The sequence below is a fragment of the Malonomonas rubra genome (assembly GCF_003247215.1).
Taxonomy (GTDB): Bacteria; Desulfobacterota; Desulfuromonadia; order Desulfuromonadales; family Geopsychrobacteraceae; genus Malonomonas; species Malonomonas rubra_A.
In genome coordinates this window covers 1-21,881 of sequence record NZ_QKAP01000104.1, presented here as the reverse complement: position 1 = coordinate 21,881, position 21,881 = coordinate 1, and the positions used below count along the sequence as shown (strand labels likewise).

22 protein-coding genes and 1 tRNA gene are annotated in these 21,881 nt (G+C 51.5%); 20 read left to right on the top strand and 3 right to left on the bottom strand.

Annotation, left to right across the window (positions count from 1 at the left end; translation table 11 throughout):
- Nucleotides 1–389 precede the first annotated feature (389 nt).
- The 18 genes from ispE (at nucleotide 390) to Q7J88_RS10885 (ending at nucleotide 15,536) form a co-directional block, all read left to right on the top strand.
- On the top strand, nucleotides 390–1,235 hold the full coding sequence (gene ispE, locus Q7J88_RS10965) for a 4-(cytidine 5'-diphospho)-2-C-methyl-D-erythritol kinase (protein WP_303722247.1): 846 nt from the start codon (nucleotides 390–392) through the stop codon (nucleotides 1,233–1,235).
- A gap of 111 nt (nucleotides 1,236–1,346) precedes the next feature.
- Nucleotides 1,347–1,421, top strand: a tRNA-Gln gene (locus Q7J88_RS10960).
- A 128-nt stretch (nucleotides 1,422–1,549) separates the two neighbouring features.
- Nucleotides 1,550–2,488 carry a ribose-phosphate pyrophosphokinase gene (locus Q7J88_RS10955; protein WP_369682019.1) on the top strand — a complete coding sequence of 313 codons (939 nt, stop codon included), beginning with the start codon at nucleotides 1,550–1,552 and terminating at the stop codon, nucleotides 2,486–2,488.
- Between the two features lie 56 nt (nucleotides 2,489–2,544).
- Nucleotides 2,545–3,165 carry a 50S ribosomal protein L25 gene (locus Q7J88_RS10950; RefSeq protein WP_303722244.1) on the top strand — a complete coding sequence of 207 codons (621 nt, stop codon included), beginning with the start codon at nucleotides 2,545–2,547 and terminating at the stop codon, nucleotides 3,163–3,165.
- Nucleotides 3,166–3,191: 26 nt separating this feature from the next.
- Nucleotides 3,192–3,770, top strand: coding sequence for an aminoacyl-tRNA hydrolase (gene pth, locus Q7J88_RS10945; protein ID WP_303722242.1), 579 nt, complete (start codon nucleotides 3,192–3,194; stop codon nucleotides 3,768–3,770).
- A gap of 27 nt (nucleotides 3,771–3,797) precedes the next feature.
- Complete coding sequence (locus Q7J88_RS10940) at nucleotides 3,798–5,810, top strand: sodium-translocating pyrophosphatase (protein WP_303722241.1); 2,013 nt, start codon at nucleotides 3,798–3,800, stop codon at nucleotides 5,808–5,810.
- Between the two features lie 80 nt (nucleotides 5,811–5,890).
- The gene (ychF, locus tag Q7J88_RS10935; RefSeq protein ID WP_303722240.1) at nucleotides 5,891–6,985 is read left to right on the top strand and encodes a redox-regulated ATPase YchF; all 1,095 of its coding nucleotides are present in this window, start codon (nucleotides 5,891–5,893) and stop codon (nucleotides 6,983–6,985) included.
- A 38-nt stretch (nucleotides 6,986–7,023) separates the two neighbouring features.
- The gene (locus tag Q7J88_RS10930; protein WP_303722239.1) at nucleotides 7,024–7,173 is read left to right on the top strand and encodes a hypothetical protein; all 150 of its coding nucleotides are present in this window, start codon (nucleotides 7,024–7,026) and stop codon (nucleotides 7,171–7,173) included.
- Between the two features lie 156 nt (nucleotides 7,174–7,329).
- On the top strand, nucleotides 7,330–7,695 hold the full coding sequence (gene rpsF, locus Q7J88_RS10925) for a 30S ribosomal protein S6 (protein ID WP_303722238.1): 366 nt from the start codon (nucleotides 7,330–7,332) through the stop codon (nucleotides 7,693–7,695).
- Between the two features lie 26 nt (nucleotides 7,696–7,721).
- A complete protein-coding gene (gene rpsR, locus Q7J88_RS10920) occupies nucleotides 7,722–7,988 on the top strand; it encodes a 30S ribosomal protein S18 (protein WP_303722237.1) in 267 nt (88 codons plus the stop codon).
- Nucleotides 7,989–7,991: 3 nt separating this feature from the next.
- Nucleotides 7,992–8,939 (top strand): DUF2232 domain-containing protein, encoded by a 948-nt coding sequence (locus tag Q7J88_RS10915; protein WP_303722236.1) that lies wholly within the window; start codon nucleotides 7,992–7,994, stop codon nucleotides 8,937–8,939.
- A gap of 30 nt (nucleotides 8,940–8,969) precedes the next feature.
- A complete protein-coding gene (gene rplI, locus Q7J88_RS10910) occupies nucleotides 8,970–9,425 on the top strand; it encodes a 50S ribosomal protein L9 (RefSeq protein ID WP_303722235.1) in 456 nt (151 codons plus the stop codon).
- An 84-nt stretch (nucleotides 9,426–9,509) separates the two neighbouring features.
- Complete coding sequence (locus Q7J88_RS10905) at nucleotides 9,510–10,139, top strand: DUF4405 domain-containing protein (protein ID WP_303722234.1); 630 nt, start codon at nucleotides 9,510–9,512, stop codon at nucleotides 10,137–10,139.
- Between the two features lie 134 nt (nucleotides 10,140–10,273).
- Nucleotides 10,274–11,212 carry an ATP phosphoribosyltransferase gene (gene hisG / locus Q7J88_RS10900; RefSeq protein ID WP_303722233.1) on the top strand — a complete coding sequence of 313 codons (939 nt, stop codon included), beginning with the start codon at nucleotides 10,274–10,276 and terminating at the stop codon, nucleotides 11,210–11,212.
- A gap of 7 nt (nucleotides 11,213–11,219) precedes the next feature.
- On the top strand, nucleotides 11,220–11,618 hold the full coding sequence (gene hisI, locus Q7J88_RS10895; protein ID WP_303722232.1) for a phosphoribosyl-AMP cyclohydrolase: 399 nt from the start codon (nucleotides 11,220–11,222) through the stop codon (nucleotides 11,616–11,618).
- A 202-nt stretch (nucleotides 11,619–11,820) separates the two neighbouring features.
- On the top strand, nucleotides 11,821–11,961 hold the full coding sequence (locus Q7J88_RS15425) for an SEC-C metal-binding domain-containing protein (protein WP_369682018.1): 141 nt from the start codon (nucleotides 11,821–11,823) through the stop codon (nucleotides 11,959–11,961).
- 129 nt (nucleotides 11,962–12,090) lie between these two features.
- Nucleotides 12,091–13,461: a replicative DNA helicase gene (dnaB, locus tag Q7J88_RS10890; protein ID WP_303722230.1), complete on the top strand. Its 1,371-nt coding sequence runs from the start codon at nucleotides 12,091–12,093 to the stop codon at nucleotides 13,459–13,461.
- Nucleotides 13,462–13,592: 131 nt separating this feature from the next.
- Complete coding sequence (locus Q7J88_RS10885; protein WP_303722229.1) at nucleotides 13,593–15,536, top strand: aminotransferase class V-fold PLP-dependent enzyme; 1,944 nt, start codon at nucleotides 13,593–13,595, stop codon at nucleotides 15,534–15,536.
- A gap of 117 nt (nucleotides 15,537–15,653) precedes the next feature.
- Here the strand turns inward: Q7J88_RS10885 and Q7J88_RS10880 are convergent, their stop codons facing one another.
- Genes Q7J88_RS10880 through dusB form a run of 3 tightly spaced genes read right to left on the bottom strand, consistent with a single transcriptional unit; the run spans nucleotide 15,654 to nucleotide 19,205 of the window.
- Complete coding sequence (locus tag Q7J88_RS10880; protein ID WP_303722228.1) at nucleotides 15,654–17,090, bottom strand: sigma-54 dependent transcriptional regulator; 1,437 nt, start codon at nucleotides 17,088–17,090, stop codon at nucleotides 15,654–15,656.
- A gap of 11 nt (nucleotides 17,091–17,101) precedes the next feature.
- Entirely contained in the window at nucleotides 17,102–18,229 is a 1,128-nt protein-coding gene (locus Q7J88_RS10875) for a nitrogen regulation protein NR(II) (protein WP_303722227.1), read from the bottom strand.
- The gene (dusB, locus tag Q7J88_RS10870) at nucleotides 18,219–19,205 is read right to left on the bottom strand and encodes a tRNA dihydrouridine synthase DusB (RefSeq protein WP_303722226.1); all 987 of its coding nucleotides are present in this window, start codon (nucleotides 19,203–19,205) and stop codon (nucleotides 18,219–18,221) included. Before dusB ends, Q7J88_RS10875 begins: the two co-directional genes overlap by 11 nt.
- Before the next feature lie 357 nt (nucleotides 19,206–19,562).
- Here dusB and Q7J88_RS10865 point away from each other — a divergent pair, with 357 nt between their 5' ends.
- The gene (locus Q7J88_RS10865; RefSeq protein ID WP_303722225.1) at nucleotides 19,563–20,876 is read left to right on the top strand and encodes a citrate (Si)-synthase; all 1,314 of its coding nucleotides are present in this window, start codon (nucleotides 19,563–19,565) and stop codon (nucleotides 20,874–20,876) included.
- Nucleotides 20,877–21,017: 141 nt separating this feature from the next.
- Entirely contained in the window at nucleotides 21,018–21,692 is a 675-nt protein-coding gene (locus Q7J88_RS10860) for an OmpA family protein (RefSeq protein ID WP_303722223.1), read from the top strand.
- Nucleotides 21,693–21,881 lie beyond the last annotated feature (189 nt).

The following is a 21,881-nucleotide window of genomic DNA, read 5'->3' as shown; positions in this document are numbered from 1 at the left end:
GGTTTTCTATCGAAAGCCATTTGCGAAATGCCATTTCGATATTCTTATTATCCACTAATTGGCAAGGATAGTGCCACTTTTAGAATGATGTTCTTTTTTTGAATGTATATCGGAAATTGGCGGTTTATGGTTAATCTCTGGAACGATTTAAAAAAAATAAACTTTTTACGTGGCGATGGTTGACCATTGGCGGCTAAAAATAGCCAGTCCCTTTTTTAGTGTCATAGTTGCGTTAGAACCTGGTTTTGTTGTTTTATTTGTATTGGTGTGGATTGGGCTGGCACTGTCCGTGGATGCTGTTCTATGTAGTCAAACGGCTTGACATGCTGTTTGGCCTGGACAAAGATAGCCGCTTTTCTAGCAAGTATCTTGCGGTGGAGGTATGAAGGGTGGCAGAGAGTTGTTTGGCTTCGCCGGCGAAGATCAATCTTTGTTTGCATGTTTTGGGGCGCCGTGAGGATGGTTATCACGAGTTGGCGATGGCGATGCAGCGCGTCGATCTGTGTGACCGGATCTGTCTACGTATCACGGAGGGGAGCTATGTCAGGGTGATCTGTGAAGGCGTTGTGCTGGGGGCGGGAGAAGAGAATATTGCGGCCAAGGCCGCCCGCTTGCTCCTTCATGAGGCACAGGTGGTTGCTGGTGTTGAAGTCGAGATTGAGAAGCATATTCCTGTCGCGGCCGGCTTGGGGGGCGGTTCCTCTAACGCCGCTACGGTTTTGCTTGGGCTTAATCGACTGCTTGACCTCGGGGTGCGACATGAGCGATTGCTTGAGTTGGGAGCTGAGCTGGGGGCCGATGTTCCGTTCTTTATTCACGGCGTCCCGGCGTGGGCAACGGGGATCGGGACAGAGCTGACAACCCTGCCTCCTCTGCCTGATGTCGCGTACCTGCTGGTGAATCCGAAAATAGCCGTTTCTACTGCCTGGGCCTACCAAAGTTTACGGTTGACAAAAGGGGGCGAACTGGCTAACCTTCCGAGGTTTTCTGTTGTGACAAGGGATGATCTTTGTGCTGCTTTGCACAATGATCTGGAGCGGGTCACTTTGGAGCGTTATCCGTTGCTTGCGAAGATCAAGCAGCTGTTGCTCGAAAAGGGGGCGTGCGGCTCCCTGATGTCTGGCAGTGGAGCGACGGTGTTCGGTGTCTTTGCCGATTACACCGCGGCCTGCCAGGCTGCAGAAAAACTGGCCCAGGAATATGATTGGCTGTTTTACCCGGTTCGGCCGCTTTAAATTTAAATAATAACCCGGATTTAGGGTTGACACCTGTTGCGGTTCCGGTTAAAAACGCCGGGCTGAAAAGCAACGGTTTATCATATAAGTAAATAGTAGAGTTATTCGTGTTGGGGTATCGCCAAGCGGTAAGGCACCGGATTTTGATTCCGGCATTCCCAGGTTCGAATCCTGGTACCCCAGCCATCAAACAATAACGGCACATCCAGATGTGCCCGAAATTATAAAAACTTCGAGTTCAGGTTAGGTCATGGTTTGCGCCATGGCCTATCCGTTTTTTCGTCTTCTAGCAGAAAAGGTGATTTCCCGTGGGAATGATTAAAGTTTTTACTGGTAACTCCAACGAGCCTTTGGCTCAGGAAATCTGCCAACACTTGTCTGTTCGCTTAGGTGACGCCAAGGTGAAAACTTTCTCTGATGGCGAGGTGATGGTGGAAATCAGTGAGAACGTGCGTGGTCGTGACGTTTATGTTATCCAGTCGACTTGTGCACCGGCCAACAATCACTTGATGGAATTGCTGGTGATGGTCGATGCCCTCAAGCGGGCTTCAGCGGCACGGATCAACGCAGTTATTCCTTACTTTGGTTACGCACGTCAGGATCGCAAAGTTGCTCCGCGGGCACCGATTACAGCCAAATTGGTGGCAGATTTGTTATCGGTTGCCGGTGTCGATCGGGTACTGACTATCGATTTGCATGCTGGCCAGATTCAGGGCTTTTTCGATATCCCGGTCGACCATCTTTATGCGGCTCCGGTACTGTTGGAAGAGATTCGCAAGGTTTGTCCGGCTGGGGATAATCTGGTGGTTGTTTCCCCTGATGCTGGTGGTACGGAACGGGCCCGGGCTTTCGCCAAACGGCTTGATGCCGGTCTGGCGATTATTGACAAGCGTCGGAGCGGGCCGAATGTCTCCGAGGTTATGCACATCATCGGTGATGTTAAAGGCAAGACCTGTGTCATTGTTGATGACATGATCGACACCGCTGGTACTCTCTGTGCTGCTGCAACTGCGTTGCAAAATGATGGAGCCGGTGAAGTTTTTGCCTGTGCTACACATGGGGTCCTTTCCGGACCGGCGCTGCAGCGGATTGAAGACAGCCCGATCAAACAGGTGATGATCGGCAACACCATCCCGGCACAGGAAAAGATTAAAGAGTGCAGCAAGCTTAAAAATTCATCGGTCAGCAAATTGCTGTCGGAAGCGATCCGGCGCATCCATAACGACGAATCGGTCAGCTCGTTGTTTGTTTAACGAGCGCAACCGGGTTAACGATAAAGCCAGTTTCCCAATAGATGGAGGATAGATAGATGGCACAAGCAGAACTGAATGTAGAAATTCGTGAGAACACCGGCAAGGGTGTTGCGCGCAAACTGCGTGCGGCAGGTAAGGTTCCGGCTGTAGTTTACGGCAAAGGCATGGAGCCGACCGCGATTACCGTTGAGCCGAAAGCTCTGGAGCAGGCGGTTGACACCGAGGCTGGCTGGAACACATTGCTTACCTTAAAAGGTGCTCCTGCGGTTGAAGGCAAGATCGTTGTGCTGAAAGAGCTTGACCTGCACCCGCTGCGCCGTGAAATGGTCTGCGCAGATTTTCATGCCATCGATCTGAAGACCAAGAACTCCTTTATGGTTCCGGTTGTCACCGTTGGTAAATCTGAAGGTGAAAAAGCCGGCGGTAGTCTGCAGGTGATTCGTCACGAGTTGGAGGTTCTCTGTTTGCCGACAGCAGTGCCGCAGTCGATCGAGATTGATGTTGCCGCTCTTCAGATCGGTGACGTTGTGCATGTTGAGGAAGTTACCGTTCCTGAAGGTGCAGAGCTGGTATACGATGTTAACTTCACCGTTATCACCGTCGTTGGCCACAAAGCAGAGGTCGAAGAGGGCGAAGAGGGCGAAGGCGGTGAAGCCACTGAGGCTGCAGAAGAGTAACCCTCTTATCTTAATGCGGGAACGTTGTGAAGCTGCTTGTCGGGTTGGGGAATCCAGGCGATAAATATGCCGGGACACGCCATAATGCCGGATTTCTGGTTGCCGAACAGGTCGCAGCACGTCACTGCGTTTCACTGAAAAAGAAGGGGTATCAGGGGGTCTACGGCGTGGGCCGGGTTGCTGGTGAAGAAACCACCATCCTGTTACCGCAAACCTTCATGAACCGTTGCGGCGCCAGCGTCAATGCGGCTTATAAATCCCTCGGGGTCACTCCGGGGGATTTGATTGTCATCTACGACGATCTTGACTTGCCGTTAGGCCGAATCCGGATCCGGCCGGAGGGTGGTCACGGTGGTCACAATGGAATACGCGATATTATCGCACTGCTCGGTTTTAAAGATTTTATTCGTATCAAGGTAGGTATCGGGCGACCGGAGCGGGGCGATGTCACTAGTCATGTGCTGGGGCGCTTCAGTTCGAACGAAAAAAAATTATTGCCGCAGGTGCTCAATCTGGCAGCGGACGCTGCTGAGGTGTTGCTGACGGATGGACCGATTAAGGCAATGAATCATTTTAATAACTGTAACTTGTTGGATTCACTTTAACACCTTTAAAAGAGAGGCAAAGAACAGATGAGTGTGCAGATGTGGGCTCCCGTGCTGGGGGTAATCGGATTCGCAATCGCGGTTGTGCTCTACAATATTGTCAAGTCGCAACCGGTTGGTAACGAGAGAATGCATGAAATCGCTGAAGATATTCATGCTGGAGCCATGGCTTTCCTCGGTCGTGAGTACAAAGTACTTGGAATCTTCATCGCCGCAGTTTTTGTGCTGGTCCTGATCGGCATGGGCTACCAGACTGCTTTCGCTTTTGTCGGCGGTGCACTCTGTTCTATGACCTGCGGTTTCATCGGCATGAAAGCAGCGACCCGCGCCAACGTGCGTACCTCTGAGGCTGCTCGCGCTCACGGTCAGGCCAAGGCTCTGGAAGTCTCCTACAACGGTGGTGCCGTTATGGGCCTCGCAGTTGCCTCCCTCGGCCTGGTTGGTGTCGGCATCGCCTACATCTTTTTCGGTGGTGATACAACTACTGCCAAGTACATCAACGGTTTTGCCATGGGTGCTTCTTCCATCGCGCTGTTCGCTCGTGTCGGTGGTGGTATCTACACCAAGGCTGCTGACGTCGGCGCCGACCTGGTCGGTAAAGTCGAAGCTGGCATCCCGGAAGACGATCCGCGTAACCCGGGCGTTATCGCTGACAACGTTGGTGACTGTGTTGGTGACACCGCTGGTATGGGTGCTGATATTTTCGAATCCTACGTCGGTTCGATTATCGCCACCATGGCGATCGCCGCTGCCGCTGGCCCGGAGTTGCTGACCAAACTGGGTGGCGCTGAAATCCAGTCGAACGCTATGGTGCTGCCGCTGGTGATGGCAATGGTCGGTCTGATCTTCTCGGTTATCGGTATCTTCTCGATGCGTTTCCTGAAAGGGATTGACCCGGCCAAGGCCCTGCACTACACCACTTTTGTTGCTGCCGCCGGTTTTTTGGTCTTCGCTCTGATCGTCATCAAGATGCTCGGTCTGTCAACGGGCGTTTTCTGGGCGGTTCTCGCCGGATGTATCGCAGGTATCGCGATCGGGCAGATTACCGAGTACTACACTGCTCATGCACCGGTTGCCCGTATCGCTGATGCTTCCAAAACCGGTCCGGCGACCAACATCATTCACGGCCTGGCTGTTGGTCTTGAGTCCTGCGCCGCACCGATCGTTATCATCTGCGTCGGCATCTTCATCGCTAACCTGTCCGCTGGCCTCTACGGTATCGGTATTGCCGCTGTCGGTATGCTGGCGACGGTCGGTGTCACCATGACCGTTGATGCTTACGGCCCGATCGCTGACAACGCCGGTGGTATCTCGGAGATGGCTGGCCTTGGTTCTGATGTTCGTAAAATCACTGACGGACTCGACGCTATCGGCAACACTACTGCCGCTATCGGTAAGGGTTTCGCTATTGGGTCAGCCGCCCTGACCGCTTTGGCGCTGTTCTCCGCATATGCCACTACCGTGCAACTGGAAGCAATCAACCTGATCAACCCGATGGTTGTTATCGGTCTGCTGATCGGTGGTGCGCTGCCGTTCTTTATCGGCGCCCTGACCATGACTTCGGTTGGCCGTGCTGCCGGTCAGATGGTTGACGAGATCCGTCGTCAGTTCCGTGAAACCCCGGGCCTGCTGGAAGGCAAGGAAGGCGTTAAGCCAGATTCCCAGCGTTGTGTTGATATCTCTGCACGTGCTGCCCTGAAGGAAATGGTTCTGCCTGGCGTGATTGCTGTTGTCGCTCCGGTGCTGATCGGCTTCATCCTTGGCAAGGAAGCTTTAGGTGGTATGCTCGCCGGTGCGACTCTGGCCGGTGTTCTGCTTGCCCTGATGATGTCGAACGGTGGCGGTGCCTGGGACAATGCCAAGAAATACATCGAGAGCGGTTCCCTCGAAGGTGAAAGCAAGGGTGGGGATGCTCACGCTGCTGCCGTTATCGGCGACACCGTTGGCGACCCGTTCAAGGATACCTCCGGTCCGGCCATGAACATTCTCATCAAGCTGATGAGTGTTGTCTCTCTGGTTATTGCGCCGCTGCTCGTTTAAGAGCGGTTTGAGGAAATAAGGAACAATCCGATAGCCGGGGCAACTGCTCCGGCTATCGGTCTTTTTGAAGGAATATCGATATGGGTTTTAAATGCGGAGTTGTCGGTTTGCCGAATGTTGGCAAGTCGACTATTTTCAATGCGATCACCTCAGCTGGTGCCGAGTCGGCCAACTATCCGTTCTGTACCATCGAGCCGAACGTCGGTGTGGTGGCGGTGCCGGACAAGCGCCTGGATAAACTTGCCGAGATTGTTAAGCCGCAGGCCATTCTGCCGACCAGCATGGAGTTTGTCGATATCGCCGGACTGGTGCGGGGTGCCAGCAAGGGGGAAGGGCTGGGTAACCAGTTTCTCGGTCATATTCGGCAGGTCGATGCCATCGCCCATATCGTTCGTTGTTTCGAGGACGATAACGTAGTTCATGTCGATGGCAGTGTCGATCCGCTCCGTGACATCGAGGTGATTCAGACCGAGTTGAACCTAGCTGATTTGGAGACTGTCGAGAAGCGGATTCAACGCAGCGCCAAACAGGCGAAGAGCGGCGACAAGAAATTGCAAGCAGAGGTTGAAGTTCTGGAGCGGGTGCGTGATGCCCTCAATGAGGGGTTGCCTGCCCGTGCCGTTGATTTGAACAGAGAAGAGCGCCAGACGATAGCTGAATTGTGCCTGATCACCATCAAGCCCGTGCTTTATGTTGCGAATGTCAGCGAAGATGACCTCGAAGGCGCTCATCCTTTTGTGCAGAAGGTCCGTGAGCATGCTGCCTGTGAAGCCGCTGAGATGGTTACCATCTGCGGAAAGATAGAATCGGAAATTGCCGAACTGGACAACGAAGAAAAACTTGAGTTTTTAAATGAAATGGGGCTTGAGGAATCGGGACTTGACCGGATGATCCATGCTGGCTACAAGTTGCTCGGCCTGATTACCTATTTTACCGCAGGGGTCAAAGAGGTGCGTGCGTGGACCGTGCCTGACGGTGCATTGGCCCCGCAGGCTGCCGGTGTCATTCATACAGACTTCGAGAAGGGATTTATCCGCGCCGAAGTGACTGCCTTCGAGGATTTTATCAATTCGGGTGGAGAAGCGGGAGCCAAGGAAAAGGGCCTGTTGCGACTCGAGGGGAAAGAATATCGGGTTGTTGACGGCGATGTGATGCATTTCCGTTTTAACGTTTAGTTTGGCAGATTGCAATGTTGACTATGGATCCGGAGTTGTTGATGCTGGATGAGCCTACCTCAGCCCTCGACCCTCAAGAGGAAGGGCCGATGCCGGAGGTCTTGGTTGAGTTGCCAGAAAATTATTCAAAAGCAATGATTTTTGCTGGCCGGGGAGGAACGCAAAAGCATTTTTCTGTTTTGATCTAATACCCCCGGCAAGAGTACTTTTCCTACTCAAAGGGCTTGAACCGATAGGGCGATTGTGCTAAAAGCTATTGTTTCGTCCGCAGCCGTGGGGGTTGTGGGCTGTTTCCTTGCTCCGGGAGGGTCCCGGGGCTGCTTAATCCGAGAGGAGAAACATTGATGAGGAACTACGAATCACTCTACATCATCCACCCGGAAGTGGTCGCCGATGAACTGGCCGCGATGGTGGAAAAATTCCAGAAGGTTCTCACCGACCAGGGGGCCGAGATCCACAATCTGGACAACTGGGGCGTCCGCAAGCTGGCGTACCCGATCAAAAAGGTTGAGCGCGGTTGCTATGTGCAGACTCTGTTCCGTGCCGAGCCGCAGGTGATTGCAGAATTCGAGCGTCGCATGCGTTTGGACGAGAAGGTATTGCGCTTCCTGACCGTCAAGCTTGACGGCGACTTCCCGGCGGTTGAAGCTGCGCGTGAAGTAGCCGAGGCTGAGGTTCAGGAAGAAGTTTTTGCTGAAGAAGAAGAGTAATCATTTAGCAACCGAGGAGAATATACATGGCTTTCGAAAGATCAAGTTCATCTTCTGCACCGCGCCGTCGTTTCGGCCGTCGTAAAATCTGTCGCTACTGTGCAGACAAGAATGCGAAGATTGATTACAAGGATATCAATAACCTGCGCTACTATCTGACTGAGCGTGGTAAGATTGTTCCCCGCCGGATTTCTGGAACCTGTGCACTGCATCAGCGTCAGTTGGCTGAGGCGATCAAAAACGCCCGTCAGATTGCTCTGCTGCCGTACACCCAGTCTCACGCAGTCGACTAGGGAGTGTTGAACCGACCAGCGATGAGAGGGCAGGCAGTACTTCTAACCGCAGTCGGTATTGGTGTAACGCTGCTTTCCCTACAGGGAGGCAGTTTGCTGGGGCCGATGGGCGCAGTGTTGAACCTGCTGACCCCGGTGGCAGCGGCCTATTTGAGTATGCGGTTCGGTTTGCGAACCGGAATCGTTGTTGTTGCCGTTGTCAGCCTGCTGTTACTACAGCTGGCTCCAATTTATACCCTAACCGCCTATCTGGGGTTGTTCGGGGTTGGTTCATTACTGTTGCCTTGGTTTTTGCAGCAGCGTCAGTCTTGGGACCGGGCTGTGTTTTTTTCGGTTGCCGGGGCGGTTCTCGTCACTATCGCAATGGCTTTGGTGGCGTTGCTTACCAGCGAAGGTCGTATTGATCAGCTGGTTGGCCAAGTGATTCAGGCTGAAGTCGACCAGGCGATGCGGATTTATCGCGAAGCCGGTTTCAGTGAATCGCAACTACAGCAGTTGCAGGAGGTTGTTGATAGTTTGGCAACCTTCATCAAGCAGACCTTTTACGGCCTGTTCGTCGCCGGGGTGCTGGCAATCCAGTTTCTCTGTCTGGCGATATTGCAGTGGCTGAAGAAGAACCATTACCAGATATCAGGTTCTCGTTTTGCCAATTGGAGGTTGCCGGCTGGCTTGATCTGGGGCCTGATTGTTGCTGGATTCGCAATGTTTTTTGCTCCGCTCGAGGCGCTTGCACTGCTCGGTCGGAACTTGTTGGCCATTCTGCTGCCGCTCTATTTTTTGCAGGGCTTGGCGGTGGTCAGCAGTTATCTGCAACGCAAGGCGTATCCACCAGCTGTAAAAGGGTTGATTTATGCGCTGGTGTTTATTCTCAACCCGATGCCGCTGATAATAACCGGGGTTGGCGTTTTCGATCTGTGGATCGATTTTCGCAAGCCTCGGAACAAAGATTGATAAAAACTTTTTCTGATACGGAGGAAACTCATGAGTGTCAATATTATTCTGCAAGAGAACGTCGATGGTCTCGGCGTTATCGGTGATCAGGTTTCGGTAAAGCCTGGTTATGCTCGCAACTATCTGGTCCCCCAGGGACTGGCAATCATTGCCAACGAGCGCAACGTTAAGGAACTTGAGCATCAGAAGCGTCAACTGGCCCGCAAGCTGGAAAAAGTGACCAAAGACGCTGAAGCGATCAAGACCCGCATCGAAGCTGTCAAGTGCGAGTTCACCCAGCGTGCCAGCGAAGAAGGCAAGCTGTTCGGTTCGGTTACTTCGATGGATCTGGAATCCAAGCTTCAGGAAGCAGGGATCGAAGTCGATCGTAAGAAGATTCAAATGGCCGAGCCGATCAAGGCGCTTGGTGAGCATATTGTCTCTATCAAACTGGATGCCGGTGTCGTCGCCGAGCTGAAGGTGCTGGTCAGCGCTGAAGAAGCCTAAGCTTCCAGTTTATTGAAAATTGAAAAACGGGCGAAAGGTCGAAAGATCTTTCGCCTTTTTTTCATGAGGGACAAAGGAGCAGCTATGTTCTGGGAGAAGAGTTTCAGTTTCCGTGGGTTTATCTCGTTGCTGGTGACTTTCAGTGGCCTGGTCATGATCGTTTCTGGTGTCATCGCCTACATCATGCCGGAAGGGCGGATCGCTTACTGGGCCGATTGGCGTTTCTGGGGACTCGATAAGGCCCAATGGAACACCATGCATACGGTACTCAGCTTTATTTTTGCCATTGGCACCGTTTTTCATTTGATCTTCAACTGGAAGGCGTTGCTCTCTTACCTGCGCGATAAGGTCAAAAAGACCTACAGCATGCGTAGCGAACTGGTGCTGGTTCTGTTAATTACGATTATTTGTACCCATGGCAGCATTGCCAGGGTTCCCCCGTTTACCAGCCTCATGGATTTGGGGACCGAGATCAAAAAAACTTGGTATGCAGGGCAGGAGGTCCAGCCGCCTTTTCCACATGCTGAGCTGATGACCCTGCAACAGTTGACCAGCAAAATGGACCTTAACTTGGCGGGAGTGTTGGCGGTTTTACAAGAGCAGGGTTTTAAGGTCGACGAGAAAACGACCCTGAAAAAACTCGCTGCGGGAACTACTGCTTCGCCAATGCAGATTTTTGAAGCAATGATGATGGACGACCGGGTTTACGAATAGTGGGTAAGTTTTAGACCGGTCTTTGAGGGAGAAAAAAACGACTGTTGATGTTTGCCCACGATCTTGGCAGAATGCTCAGGTTGTTTTTTTCGTCATGTTTTGTGCCAGCCATTCATCAGTTGAGGGAAAAGATTATGGCCTATGGAAAAAAAGAAGGAATTCTCTATTTCGGAATCCCATCCGGGAGTTTGAACGACCAAGTGATGCGTCTGCTGGAAAAATCTGGGCGGCCGCTGAAAAAAGGGCGCCAGTACGAGTTGACCACCTCTTACGATCCGGATGTGGTGTTTCGCGTTCTCGACCGCAAGGAGATGCCACAGAAAGTTGCTGATGGTATCGTTGATTGCGGTATCACAGGTAAGGATTATATCTTCGAGGCGGGAATGGAGGAAGCTGTTGAAGTCCTCGGCGATTTCATTTTCTCCAAGTACACCGCCCAGCCATCTCGATTGGTGCTCGCTTCGCGGCCGGAGCTCGGCATCGAGAAGCCGGAAGATTGCGTCGGCAAGATTATCGCCACCGAGTTGCCGAACCTGACCAAGCGGCGGATGAAAGACTTGTATGGGATCGAGGATATCACCATCCTGCGCAGCGAAGGCAAGACTGAGGCGAAGGTTAATATGGGTGAGTGCGACGCTTTCACCGATATCACCGAAACCGGCGCGACCCTGAAAGCGAACGGCAACAACATTGTCGCTGAGCTGTTCACTTCCAATCCGCAGTTGATTGCCAATAAGGATGCGATCAAGAACTCCGAGCTTCTGGAGAAGATGGAGGACATTCGCATCTGTATCGATGCAGTGCTGCAGGCTGAACGGGAGCCGGTCTACATGGTCTTTATGGACGTCCCGACCAAGGTGTTGCCACAGGTTGAAGAAATGCTGCCTTCGGTGGTGTCGCCGACGGTCAGCCCGGTGGTTGACGAAGCTTGGCGTAGCGTATCGGTGGTTATCCGTGAATCACAGTTGAATATCCTGGCGCCACAGCTGTTGCGACTCGGGGTTGATGGCATTGTCCCGGTGCCGGCGCCGAAAGTATTTACCCAGGATATGGTCAAAGCGAATAAATTCTAGGAGAAGAATGATGGATAAGAAAATGCTCGAAGAAGGTAGCGAAGTTTGTATTGATTTCGAAAAGCGGGGTGGTTTCGTGCCGGCGATAGTTCAGGATGTCAAAAATGGCCGGGTGCTGATGCTCGCATATGTCAACCAGCAGGCCTATGAGACGACCCTGGAGAAAGGGATGGCCACTTTCTGGTCAACGTCGCGCAACGAACTCTGGACCAAAGGGGAAACCTCTGGTGATTTTTTGAAAATCGTTGAGATTCTCACCGACTGCGATCAGGATGCCTTGATCTACAAAGTTGAACCGCAGGGGGGCGGTGCTTGTCACACCAGAAATCCTGAGACCGGCAAGACCCGCGAGACCTGCTTTTATCGCAAGGTCGACCTGCAGAGCAAGAATCTGGTTCTGGCCTGAGGTCAGCAATGAAGTCAGAAGAAAAAAAGACGGAATGCTCCGGTGGGGCTTCCGTCTTTTTTTATGGTCTGTGTAAAAATGGCTTTACATCGATAGCGCAAAATCTAAATATATTGAATTTGTATTCACGGAGGCAAATTATGTTTCTACTGGGTTTTTTTGAAAAAAAACAAAGGAAAAACTGCTCGCTCCACCGCATCCTTTGCCACAACGTAACGAGCTTTGCTGGTGTGGTAGCGGTGCCAAATATAAGAGATGTCATGAATCGCAGGATCAAGAAACCCTGAAGTTGATCAGAGAGAAGCAACAGGCGGCGCAGACCAGCCGATCCTTATTCAACTGAGGATCGAACTGCTAAACCCGAGCGGGTCAAAAATAATTTGGCAACTTAAAGGCTCAACCGAAAACGGTTGAGCCTTTTTTATTTCTTCTGTTACTCTGCTGGGCAGCTTTTTGTTTGAGGAGTGAAGGTATGGAAAAAAGTCACGGCCAGCGTCTGCAACCGCAGAATCTGGAAGCTGAGATGTCGGTACTCGGCGGTATTATGTTGGAGAACGATGCGCTGAACAAGGCGGTAGAGCATTTGGCGGCTGATGATTTCTATCGCGGTAGCCATCAGAAGATTTTCCAGGCACTGATCCGTTTGTCGGAACGGGGCGAACCAGCCGATTTGGTAACCTTGGCGACCGAACTGAAAACGCGTTGCGAGCTGGAGGATGTTGGTGGCAGCAATTATTTGGCGACCCTGGTCGATTATGTGCCGACCGCGGCGAATATTGTCTACTACTGCAAGTTGGTGAAAGAGAAATCGATCGCCCGCAAGCTGATTACTGCCTCGACTGAGATTGCTACCAGTGGTTACGAGGGGGGCGACATGGATATGATTCTCGATCTGGCAGAAAAGGCGATCTTCGAGATTTCCGAAAACCGCAGCAGCCCCTCGTATGCCTCGGTCAAGGATATCCTGAAAGACACCTTCAAAACGATTGAGAAACTCTATGAGCGGCAGGAGCTTGTCACCGGGGTGCCAACCGGGTACGCGGATCTGGATAAAATGACGGCCGGAATGCAGTCAGGTGATCTGATCATCATCGCCGGGCGACCCTCGATGGGGAAGACCGCTTTCGCCCTGAATGTGGTTGAATATGCCACCACCCAAGCCAGCAACAAGGTCCCGGCGTTGGTATTCTCGCTAGAGATGAGTAAAGAGTCGCTGGTGCAACGGATGCTTTGTTCGGTGGCCAAAGTCGATGCCGGGCGGCTGCGGACCGGTCACTTGGGGGATTCCGACTGGCCGAAACTGACCATGGGGGCTGGGCAGTTGAGTGAAGCGGACTTTTTTATCGATGATACTCCGGCGATCTCGGTTATGGAGCTTCGTTCCAAGGCTCGGCGGGTCAAGGCCGAGTATGGCCTCGGTCTGATCGTGGTCGATTATTTGCAGTTGATGCGCGGTAGCACAACCGAAAACCGGCAGCAGGAAATTTCTGAAATCTCCAGATCCCTTAAAGCCTTGGCCAAAGAGCTCGATGTGCCGGTTATTGCCCTGTCGCAGTTGAACCGTTCGCTGGAAAGTCGGACTGATCGACGGCCAATGATGTCGGACCTGCGGGAATCGGGGGCGATTGAACAGGATGCTGACGTTATCATGTTTGTTTATCGGGAATCAGTCTATTGCGATGCCTGCAAGAAAAGGGATGGCAGCTGCGATAAGGGGCACGATAAGGATGCCGAAATCATTATCGGTAAGCAACGGAACGGACCGATAGGTACTGTCAACCTGACCTTCCGGGGCGAGTTCACCAGGTTTGAAAGTCAGAGCCGGAGGGATGATGGCTATTGATGACAGGAAGAAGCTATTTCATGTCTGCTGAATCTGCATGACAAGTCCATGAAAAATATATATGTTTTTACTTTCCTATTTCGGGGATTTTTGTCACTTTCTATTATCCAGTTCTGGATTAAAGTTGCCCTATGAATCTGCCTCTTCTAAAAATTCTGGTTATCGAAGATGATCGCGAATTGCTTGACCAGATCACCCAGAATATGGCCCGCGCTGTTTATAATTTTGAACGATCGGATATAACGATTGAAATCAGCGAGGCGGCTACAGTACCGTCAGCAATCAGGCAGATTGAAAACGATCCGGACATTCAGGCAGTCGTTTTAAGCTGGGACATAGAAGGATTCTGGGAAGACATAAATGAAGAGAAGCAGAAGACGCACTGCAATAACGTGGACATCATTTCAGCCATCAAGGAGATTCGAGTCTCAGTTCCGATCTATATTCTTGGTAATGAAAATCAGGGGCTGAATATTATCGATGAATCGATTGATATTGAATCATTCTTTTTCCGCGATGACATCATTCATGACCCTGAGTCCATACTGGGCTATATTTTAAATGATTTTGATGATCGTGCCCAGACACCGTTCTGGAAAGCCTATAAAAATTACATTACTGAAACCAATGATTCATGGCATACCCCGGGGCACTGCGGTGGTTTGAGCTTCAGAAATTCACCATATATCAATGATTTCTACCACTTTTATGGACGAAATGCCTTCGTGGGAGACCTTTCTGTATCCGTGGAGTCGCTCGGTTCTCTGGCAGAAGGGACCAACGCCATAGGGAAGGCTCAGGAAGCAGCAGCCTACACTTTTGAGGTCACCAAAACCTACTTTGTCACCAACGGTTCCAGTACCTCCAATAAGGTGATTTTGCAGACTTTACTGAGAGCCGGAGACAAGGTTATTGTAGACAGAAACTGCCACAAATCTGTGCATTACGGCATAGTGCAGTCAGGTGCTGAACCGGTATACCTGAGCAGCGTACTTCATCCCGACTACGGCATTTTTGCACCGCCAACACTTGGGGAGATCAGAAAAGCCATAGAGGATAATCCTGATGCGAAACTGATCGTACTGACCGGATGTACCTACGAGGGCCTGTTGTTGGACATCCGGGCGGTAGTCGCCGCGGCCCACGAAAAGGGGACTAAGGTATTTATTGATGAAGCCTGGTTTGCCTATTCTCTGTTTCATCCGAAATTCCGTTATTATTCTGCGATCGATTCAGGTGCTGACTATATTACCCATTCCGCACACAAGGTCGTATCAGCTTTCTCGCAGGCCAGTTATATCCACGTAAACGATCCGGATTTTGACGCTGATTTCTTTCACGAAATTTACAGTATGTATGTCAGTACATCACCTAAATACCAGATTATCGCTTCACTGGATGTTTGCCATAAGCAGCTGGAAATGGAGGGCTACCGTCTTCTGAAAGACCTGCTTCAGCAGGTCGCCGAATTAAAGGAGCAGATGAAAAACTTTTGTTACATTAAAATCCTCGGAATCGAGGATTTTCAGGAAGCCTTTCCTCATTTTAGAGAGGATAATGTTGGGCATGATCCATTGAAGATTCTGATCGATGTTTCCAAGCTTGATTACTCCACCAATGAGATTCACCGTTATCTGCTGGATGAGATCGGGCTTGAAATTGAAAAATACACTCATTCAACCATGCTGGTTCTTCTGACTCTCGGAGGCACTAGATCGAAAGTCATCCGTCTTTATAACGCCTTGAAGAAGTTGGATCAGAAAAAGGTCTCTATTCCAGTTGCCAGGAATAGGAAAAAGAAACTGGAGGGTCTGCCTAAAATTACTTTGAATTGTATTCCTGCTAAAGCTTTTTTCGGAAGCAGGGAAAGTGTCAGCTACGAAAATGCTGTCGGCAGGACCTCGGCCGGTCTTGTTACCCCTTATCCTCCGGGCATTCCACTGCTGGTGCCGGGGCAGGCAATAGAAAAAGGGACCATTGTCTACCTGCGGAGCATTGTTTCCCAAAATGTACATGTCCAAGGGATCTATGATGGGGAGATTTATGTCACAAAGGAAACATTACGGGACTTATAAGTCCTGACACGGATTCTCGTTTAAACTGGGGTGCTGAAATGAATATTGCCAGTTCCATCATGACGAGAGAGTCAGTCATTTAAAAATTCCCAAGCATTAGCAAACTGGCATACGTGCCTAGCTGCCCCGTTTAACGTCAATTTCTAGGGTCTTAATCTTCTTGCGCAAAGTGTTGCGGTTGATGCCGAGTATTTCGGCGGTGCGTACCTGATTGCCGCGGGTCTGCTGCAGGACAATGTTGATCAGTGGCCGTTCCACCTGATGAAGAACCATTTCGTAGAGATTGTCCAACTCTTGCAGGTTCATCGGGTCGAGAGAGCTCTCCAGCTTGCGTAAAACCAAGGTCTCAAGCGATTCATCCTGGTTCTTGTTCCCCGGAGTGCTGAGCAGACCCGGAAAATCGGATGGCATCAGGATGCTGTTGGGGGAGAGCAGAGTGGCCCGTTTGATGACATTTTCCAGCTCGCGAACGTTGCCCGGCCAGTTGTGGCGTTTGAGCAGGTTAAGAGCCTCTTTGCTGCATTCGATGGGACCTACGCCGAGCTCATCTTGGGCTCTTTTAAGGAAGAATTCGACCAGCGCCGGGAGGTCGTCTTTGCGCTGGTTCAGCGCGGGAAGACTGATCGGTACGACGTTGAGACGGTAGTAAAGGTCTTCGCGGAACTGCTTCTTTTCGACCAGTTCGGCAATATTCTGGTTGGTTGCCGCGACGATGCGGACATCGATCTGCATTGTTTGGCTGCCGCCTGTCCGGGTGATCTCTTTTTCCTGCAAAACGCGCAGCAGTTTTGCCTGAAGCTCCAGCGGCATGTCGCCAATTTCATCAAGGAACAAGGTGCCGCCGTTGGCCTGCTCGAATTTACCTGCCTTGCGATCGGTAGCGCCGGTAAAAGCTCCCCGCTCGTGGCCGAACAGCTCATTTTCCAGGAGTTCACGCGGGATCGCCGCACAGTTGATGGCGACAAACGGCTTGCCTAGCCGCGGGCTGTTGAAGTGGATCGCCCGCGCGATCAGTTCTTTGCCGGTGCCGCTTTCACCGGTGACCAGTACCGTGACATCCGAACCGGCGACCCGGCCGAGGGTTTTGTAGACTTCCTGCATCGGCTGACTGTTGCCGATGATGGTCCGCCCGAAACTGTACTGCTCTTGAAGTTCGTCTTTTAGATGGCCGATTTGTTCACTGACTTCGGCGGCTTTTTGTGCTTTCAGAATGATGGCGTCCAGGGCATCCAAGTCAAATGGTTTGGTGAGGTAGTCGTAGGCGCCGTTTTTCATTGCAGCTACGGCGTTTTCCATGGTCGACTCTGCGGTCATGATCACCACCAGAGTCTCTGGGTAGTCTGCCTGGACCTGTTTGAGAAGTTCCAGCCCTTGCAGTCCGGGCATCTTGATATCAAGCACCGCGAGATCATAGCGGTTGTTGCGGAACATGCTGAGAGCCTGCTTGCCGTCTTCCGCTAGATCCACCGTAAACCCTTTTTTTTTCAACGCCCGGGAAAGAACCCAGCGGATACTTTCTTCATCATCGGCAACAAGTATACGATTAATCGACATCGGCTTTTTCCTTATGAATTTATGTTCGATTCGTTTTCGCGGTTGCTTATCAGGGGCAGGGAAACCTTGACGGCGGTTCCGCCTTCCGTGCGATTGACAAACTGCATGAAACCGCCGTGATCGGTGACGATTTTCTGGCAGATTGGTAGGCCGAGGCCGCTGCCACCGTCCTTGGTGGTATAGAAGGGGGTGAAGATCTGTTCCAGCTTTTGCTGTGGGATGCCGGGACCGTCGTCGCTGATGGTAATCAGCACCATCGGGGTTGGTTTGGCTCCAGGAAAGCTCATATGGTACTCGGAGTCGATACGACTTTCAATGTTCACCCTGCCGCCATTGGGAGAGGCTTCACCGGCATTTTTAATCAGATTCAGGAATAAGCGGACCAGCAGGTCGCGGTCACCGCTGATATCGGGAATACTCGGGTCGAGATGCAGTTTAAATCTAATAGCACGCTCTGCAACCGCCTGCTTTTGCAGCATGACAATTTCATCGAGGACTTGGCTGATATTGACCTTTCCGGGTTGAGGTTTGCGCGGTCGGGACAGGTCGAGAAGTTCTTCGATGATGCGGTTGACCCGTTCGGTTTCACGGATCATCAGTTGGGTATATTCTTGTAGATCGTTATCTTTGCCCAGTTCCATCTGAAGCAGTTGTGCCGCCCCCTTGATGCCACCGAGAGGATTTTTGATTTCGTGGGCCAAACCAGCAGCCATGGTCCCAACCATCGACAGCCGATCGGCCCGCTTCAGGGTCTCTTCCAAGGTGCGGACCTGGGTCAGGTCACGTAGAATCATGACTGCTCCCTGCTGGACACCATTGCTGGCGAAGATCGGCGAAACAGTGGTGCTGACCGGACGCGGTTTGGTTCCCGGCATACGTAGCACGACAGCTTCGTGGTCGGATATGGAGCGACCCTTGTCTAGTGTGGTACGTGCCAGTTTACAAAGTATTTTCTGGTGGCCGAATCGTTCGAAGAAGAGGCGCCCAATACATTGTTTTTCAGACATGCCGATATAATTCTGTGCGGCAGGGTTGAACAGGCTGATGATTCCCTGTTGGTCGAGAGCGATGACGGCATCCTCTATATTTTCCAATATCATGGCATATTCGCGTGAGGATGGCCGGTTTTTAGTTGGCATCGTTGTCTACCTTGTTAAAGAAAAATTCAACCTGCGCGATCAGCTGTGACAGATCGTTCGCTTTCTGCAGTTCTGCGCGGAAATGGCTGGCACCTGACAAGCCACGTGCGTACCAGCAGAGATGTTTGCGCATCTCGAAAAGGGTCTTTCGTTCGCCAAATTGCTCACGATGCCAGTGCAGGTGCTGCAGGGCGACCCGTTTTTTCTCCGAAGGAGTTACGCTGGGCAGTGGTTTCCCAGTCAGCAATAATAAAATATCGCGGAGCAGCCATGGGTTTCCGTAGCCACCACGACCGATCATGATTGCGTCACAGCCGGTCTGTTCGAGCATCCGAATGCCATCTGTGGCAGAAAAGATATCGCCGCTGCCGATGACCGGAATCTGCAATGCCTGTTTCAGCTCAGCGATCTGCCGCCACTCGGCTTTTCCTCCGAAGGCCTGACTGCGTGTCCTGGGATGCAGGGTGACCGCGTCAGCACCTTCCTGTTCAGCAATTTTACCAATTTTTACATAATTGATACGGTTAACATCCCACCCGGAACGGATTTTTACCGTCAGTGGACCCGAATATGCTGCTCTGACCGCGCGGGTGATCCGGGCAACACGATCAGGATCCTTCAGTAGTGCACTGCCTGCTCCGCTGCGAATGACTTTTTTTACCGGGCAGCCCATGTTGATATCGAGCAAGGCACACTGGTCGGCGATCAGCGAGGTTGCCTCAGCAAGGACTTCGGGATCGTCACCAAACAATTGTATGCCGAGAGGAGCCTCTTCCTGGCAGCTGACCAACAATTCGCGTGTTTTTTTTCCGTCACGGATCAGGCCGTTGGCACTGACCATTTCGGAGTAAACCAAAGCGGCACCGAAAATCTTCATGATCCGTCGATACGGCAGGGTTGTGATGCCGGCCATCGGTGCGAGGATAAGCTGATTTTCAAGCTGTAGTGAGCCGATACGAGGGGAAATGATTTGCATAATATTTGGGCATTTTAGCGATGCTGATATATAAATCAAGAGAAAAAATAGCTTACCGGTAGGGTCTGATTAGATCTTCTATGGATGGGGATACTGTATACAAAATACGCTTGACAAGGTAGGAATGAGTTGTTAGAACAACATTTGGAATTTTAAGTGACGGAAGGTTTTTTTTGAGCCGAGCATGTCGGCTAGCTGAATGTTTTCTAAGATTCCAAAAAAAACTGCGCTAACGAAACCGTTCGGGCGGGCGTTTTCAGGCAGTTGCTATGTTTTTTCCGCGATGCGGACCTTTTCCTCTTTTTTGCCCACAGGGCATCCGCAAACTGTTTTTCAACACCACAAAGGAGAGAGAGTATGTCGACATTGAAAGAAACCCTGTTTAAGAAAATCCAGGAGCATCGTCCTCGCACCACCAAGCTGGTAAAAGAGTGCAGCGATGTTAAATTGGGCGATGTTACCATCGGTCAGGCCATCGGTGGTGCCCGCGGTATCAAGTGCCTGGTTACCGATATTTCCTACCTTGATCCGATGGAAGGTATCCGTTTCCGCGGTATGACGATTCCTGAGACTTTCGCTGCTCTGCCGAAGGTTCCTGGTAGTGATTACCCCTACGTTGAAGGTTTCTGGTACCTGCTGCTGACCGGTGATGTTCCGACCATGGAGCAGACTCTGGAGGTTGTTGAGGACTGGAAGCAGCGTTCCGCTGTTCCTGAGTATGTCATCGACGTGCTGCGTGCAATGCCGCGTGATTCTCACCCGATGGCAATGTTTTCCGCCGCAATCGTCGCTATGCAGCGTGAGTCCGTTTTCGCTCAGAACTACGCCGCAGGTAAATTCAACAAGATGACCTGCTGGGAAGATATGTACGAAGATTCTAACACCCTGATGGCTCGCCTCGGTCCCATCGGTGCTTACATCTACCGCATGAAGTACAAAGGCGACACCCATATCGCTCCCGATCCGGAACTGGATATGGGCGGTCAGTTTGCTCACATGATCGGTCAGACTGACGAGTATAAGGATGTTGCCCGGATGTACTTCATCCTCCACTCCGACCATGAGTCTGGTAACGTTTCCGCTCACACAACTCACTTGGTTGCTTCGGCACTGTCTGATGCTTACTACTCATACAGCGCTGGTATCAACGGCCTGGCTGGCCCGCTGCACGGTCTGGCAAACGAGGAAGTTCTTCGCTGGACCCAGAATTTTATGGCTAAACTGGGCGGCGAAGTGCCGACCGAAGAAGGCCTCAAGGAAGCTCTCTGGGCGACCCTCAACAGCGGTCAGGTTATCCCGGGTTACGGCCACGCCGTCCTTCGTAAGACCGACCCGCGTTACACCTCGCAGCGCGAGTTCTGCCTCAACACTCCGGGCCTCAAGGACTACCCGCTGTTCAAGCTGGTCGCCATGATCTACGATGTGGCTCCGGGAGTTCTCACCGAGCATGGTAAGGCTAAGAACCCCTGGCCGAACGTTGATGCTCAGTCCGGCGTCATCCAGTGGTATTACGGTGTTACTGAGTACGAGTTCTATACCGTTCTGTTCGGTATCGGTCGCGCACTTGGCTGCCTCGCCAACATCACTTGGGACCGCGCTCTTGGCTACGGTATTGAGCGTCCAAAATCTCTTACTACCGCAATGCTGGAAGAAGCTGCTGGCATCGCCTAAGCAGAACAGATATAGCTGTTATTCAATGGGAGACCTGAACGGGTCTCCCATTCTTTTTGTTTAGAACTTCTGCTTTTGATTTTTACTCGTTATAATCAGAATGGTAATCGTAACGAGACCTTTTTTCTGAAGGAGTTTGAAATGCTGAAAAAGCTAAGTGTATTTGTAGTGGTTGTTGCTCTTCTTGCCGGATGTGCCACCAATACCACCCACGAGAATACCAAGAAAGGAGCTGGGATAGGGGCTTTGGTTGGCGCAGTTTCAGGGGCGATCATTGGTTATAAGAATGATCGCACGGGCGGCATGCTGAGCGGAGCCTTGGTCGGGGCTGCCGCCGGTGGTGCGATCGGTGCTGGAGCTGGAGCCTATATGGATAAGCAGCAAACTGAATTCGAGCAGCAGTTGGCTAATGAGCAGGCGCAGCATCAGATAGAAATTGAACGTCAACAGAATGAGATTCTGAAGCTGACAATGAATAGTGAGGTTTCATTTGATTCTAATTCTGCAACCATCAAGTCGACCTTTCATTCTCCGCTCAATAAGATCGCCGATATCATGAACCGTTATCCGCGAACGCAGATCGTCGTTGTCGGTCACACTGACAGTGTAGGTTCTGAACAATATAATCTTGATTTGTCGTTGCGGCGAGCGAATGCGGTTGCCGAATACCTGATGCTCCGTGGGATAGATCGTCAGCGGTTAGGTACGGAAGGGCGCGGAGAATTGGAACCGATTGCCACGAATGATACTGAAAGTGGTAGGGCCCAGAATAGACGTGTAGAGGTTTTTGTTGTTCCGGATGGAGATATCCAGTAATCAGCTCTTGCCATATCCGCATAGCGGGTGGCCGTTTCTGGCCACCCGTTTTGTTGTTTGCCCAGCGGAGCTGGCAAACCCGGCTTGCTGAAAGAAGCAAGCGTCGCCCCGATCAGGGGGAAGACAATCCGAATCGCAAGGGCGTTGCTGGCAACGGCAGGGTCTGAAGGAAGCGATAGGAAGTGAGCT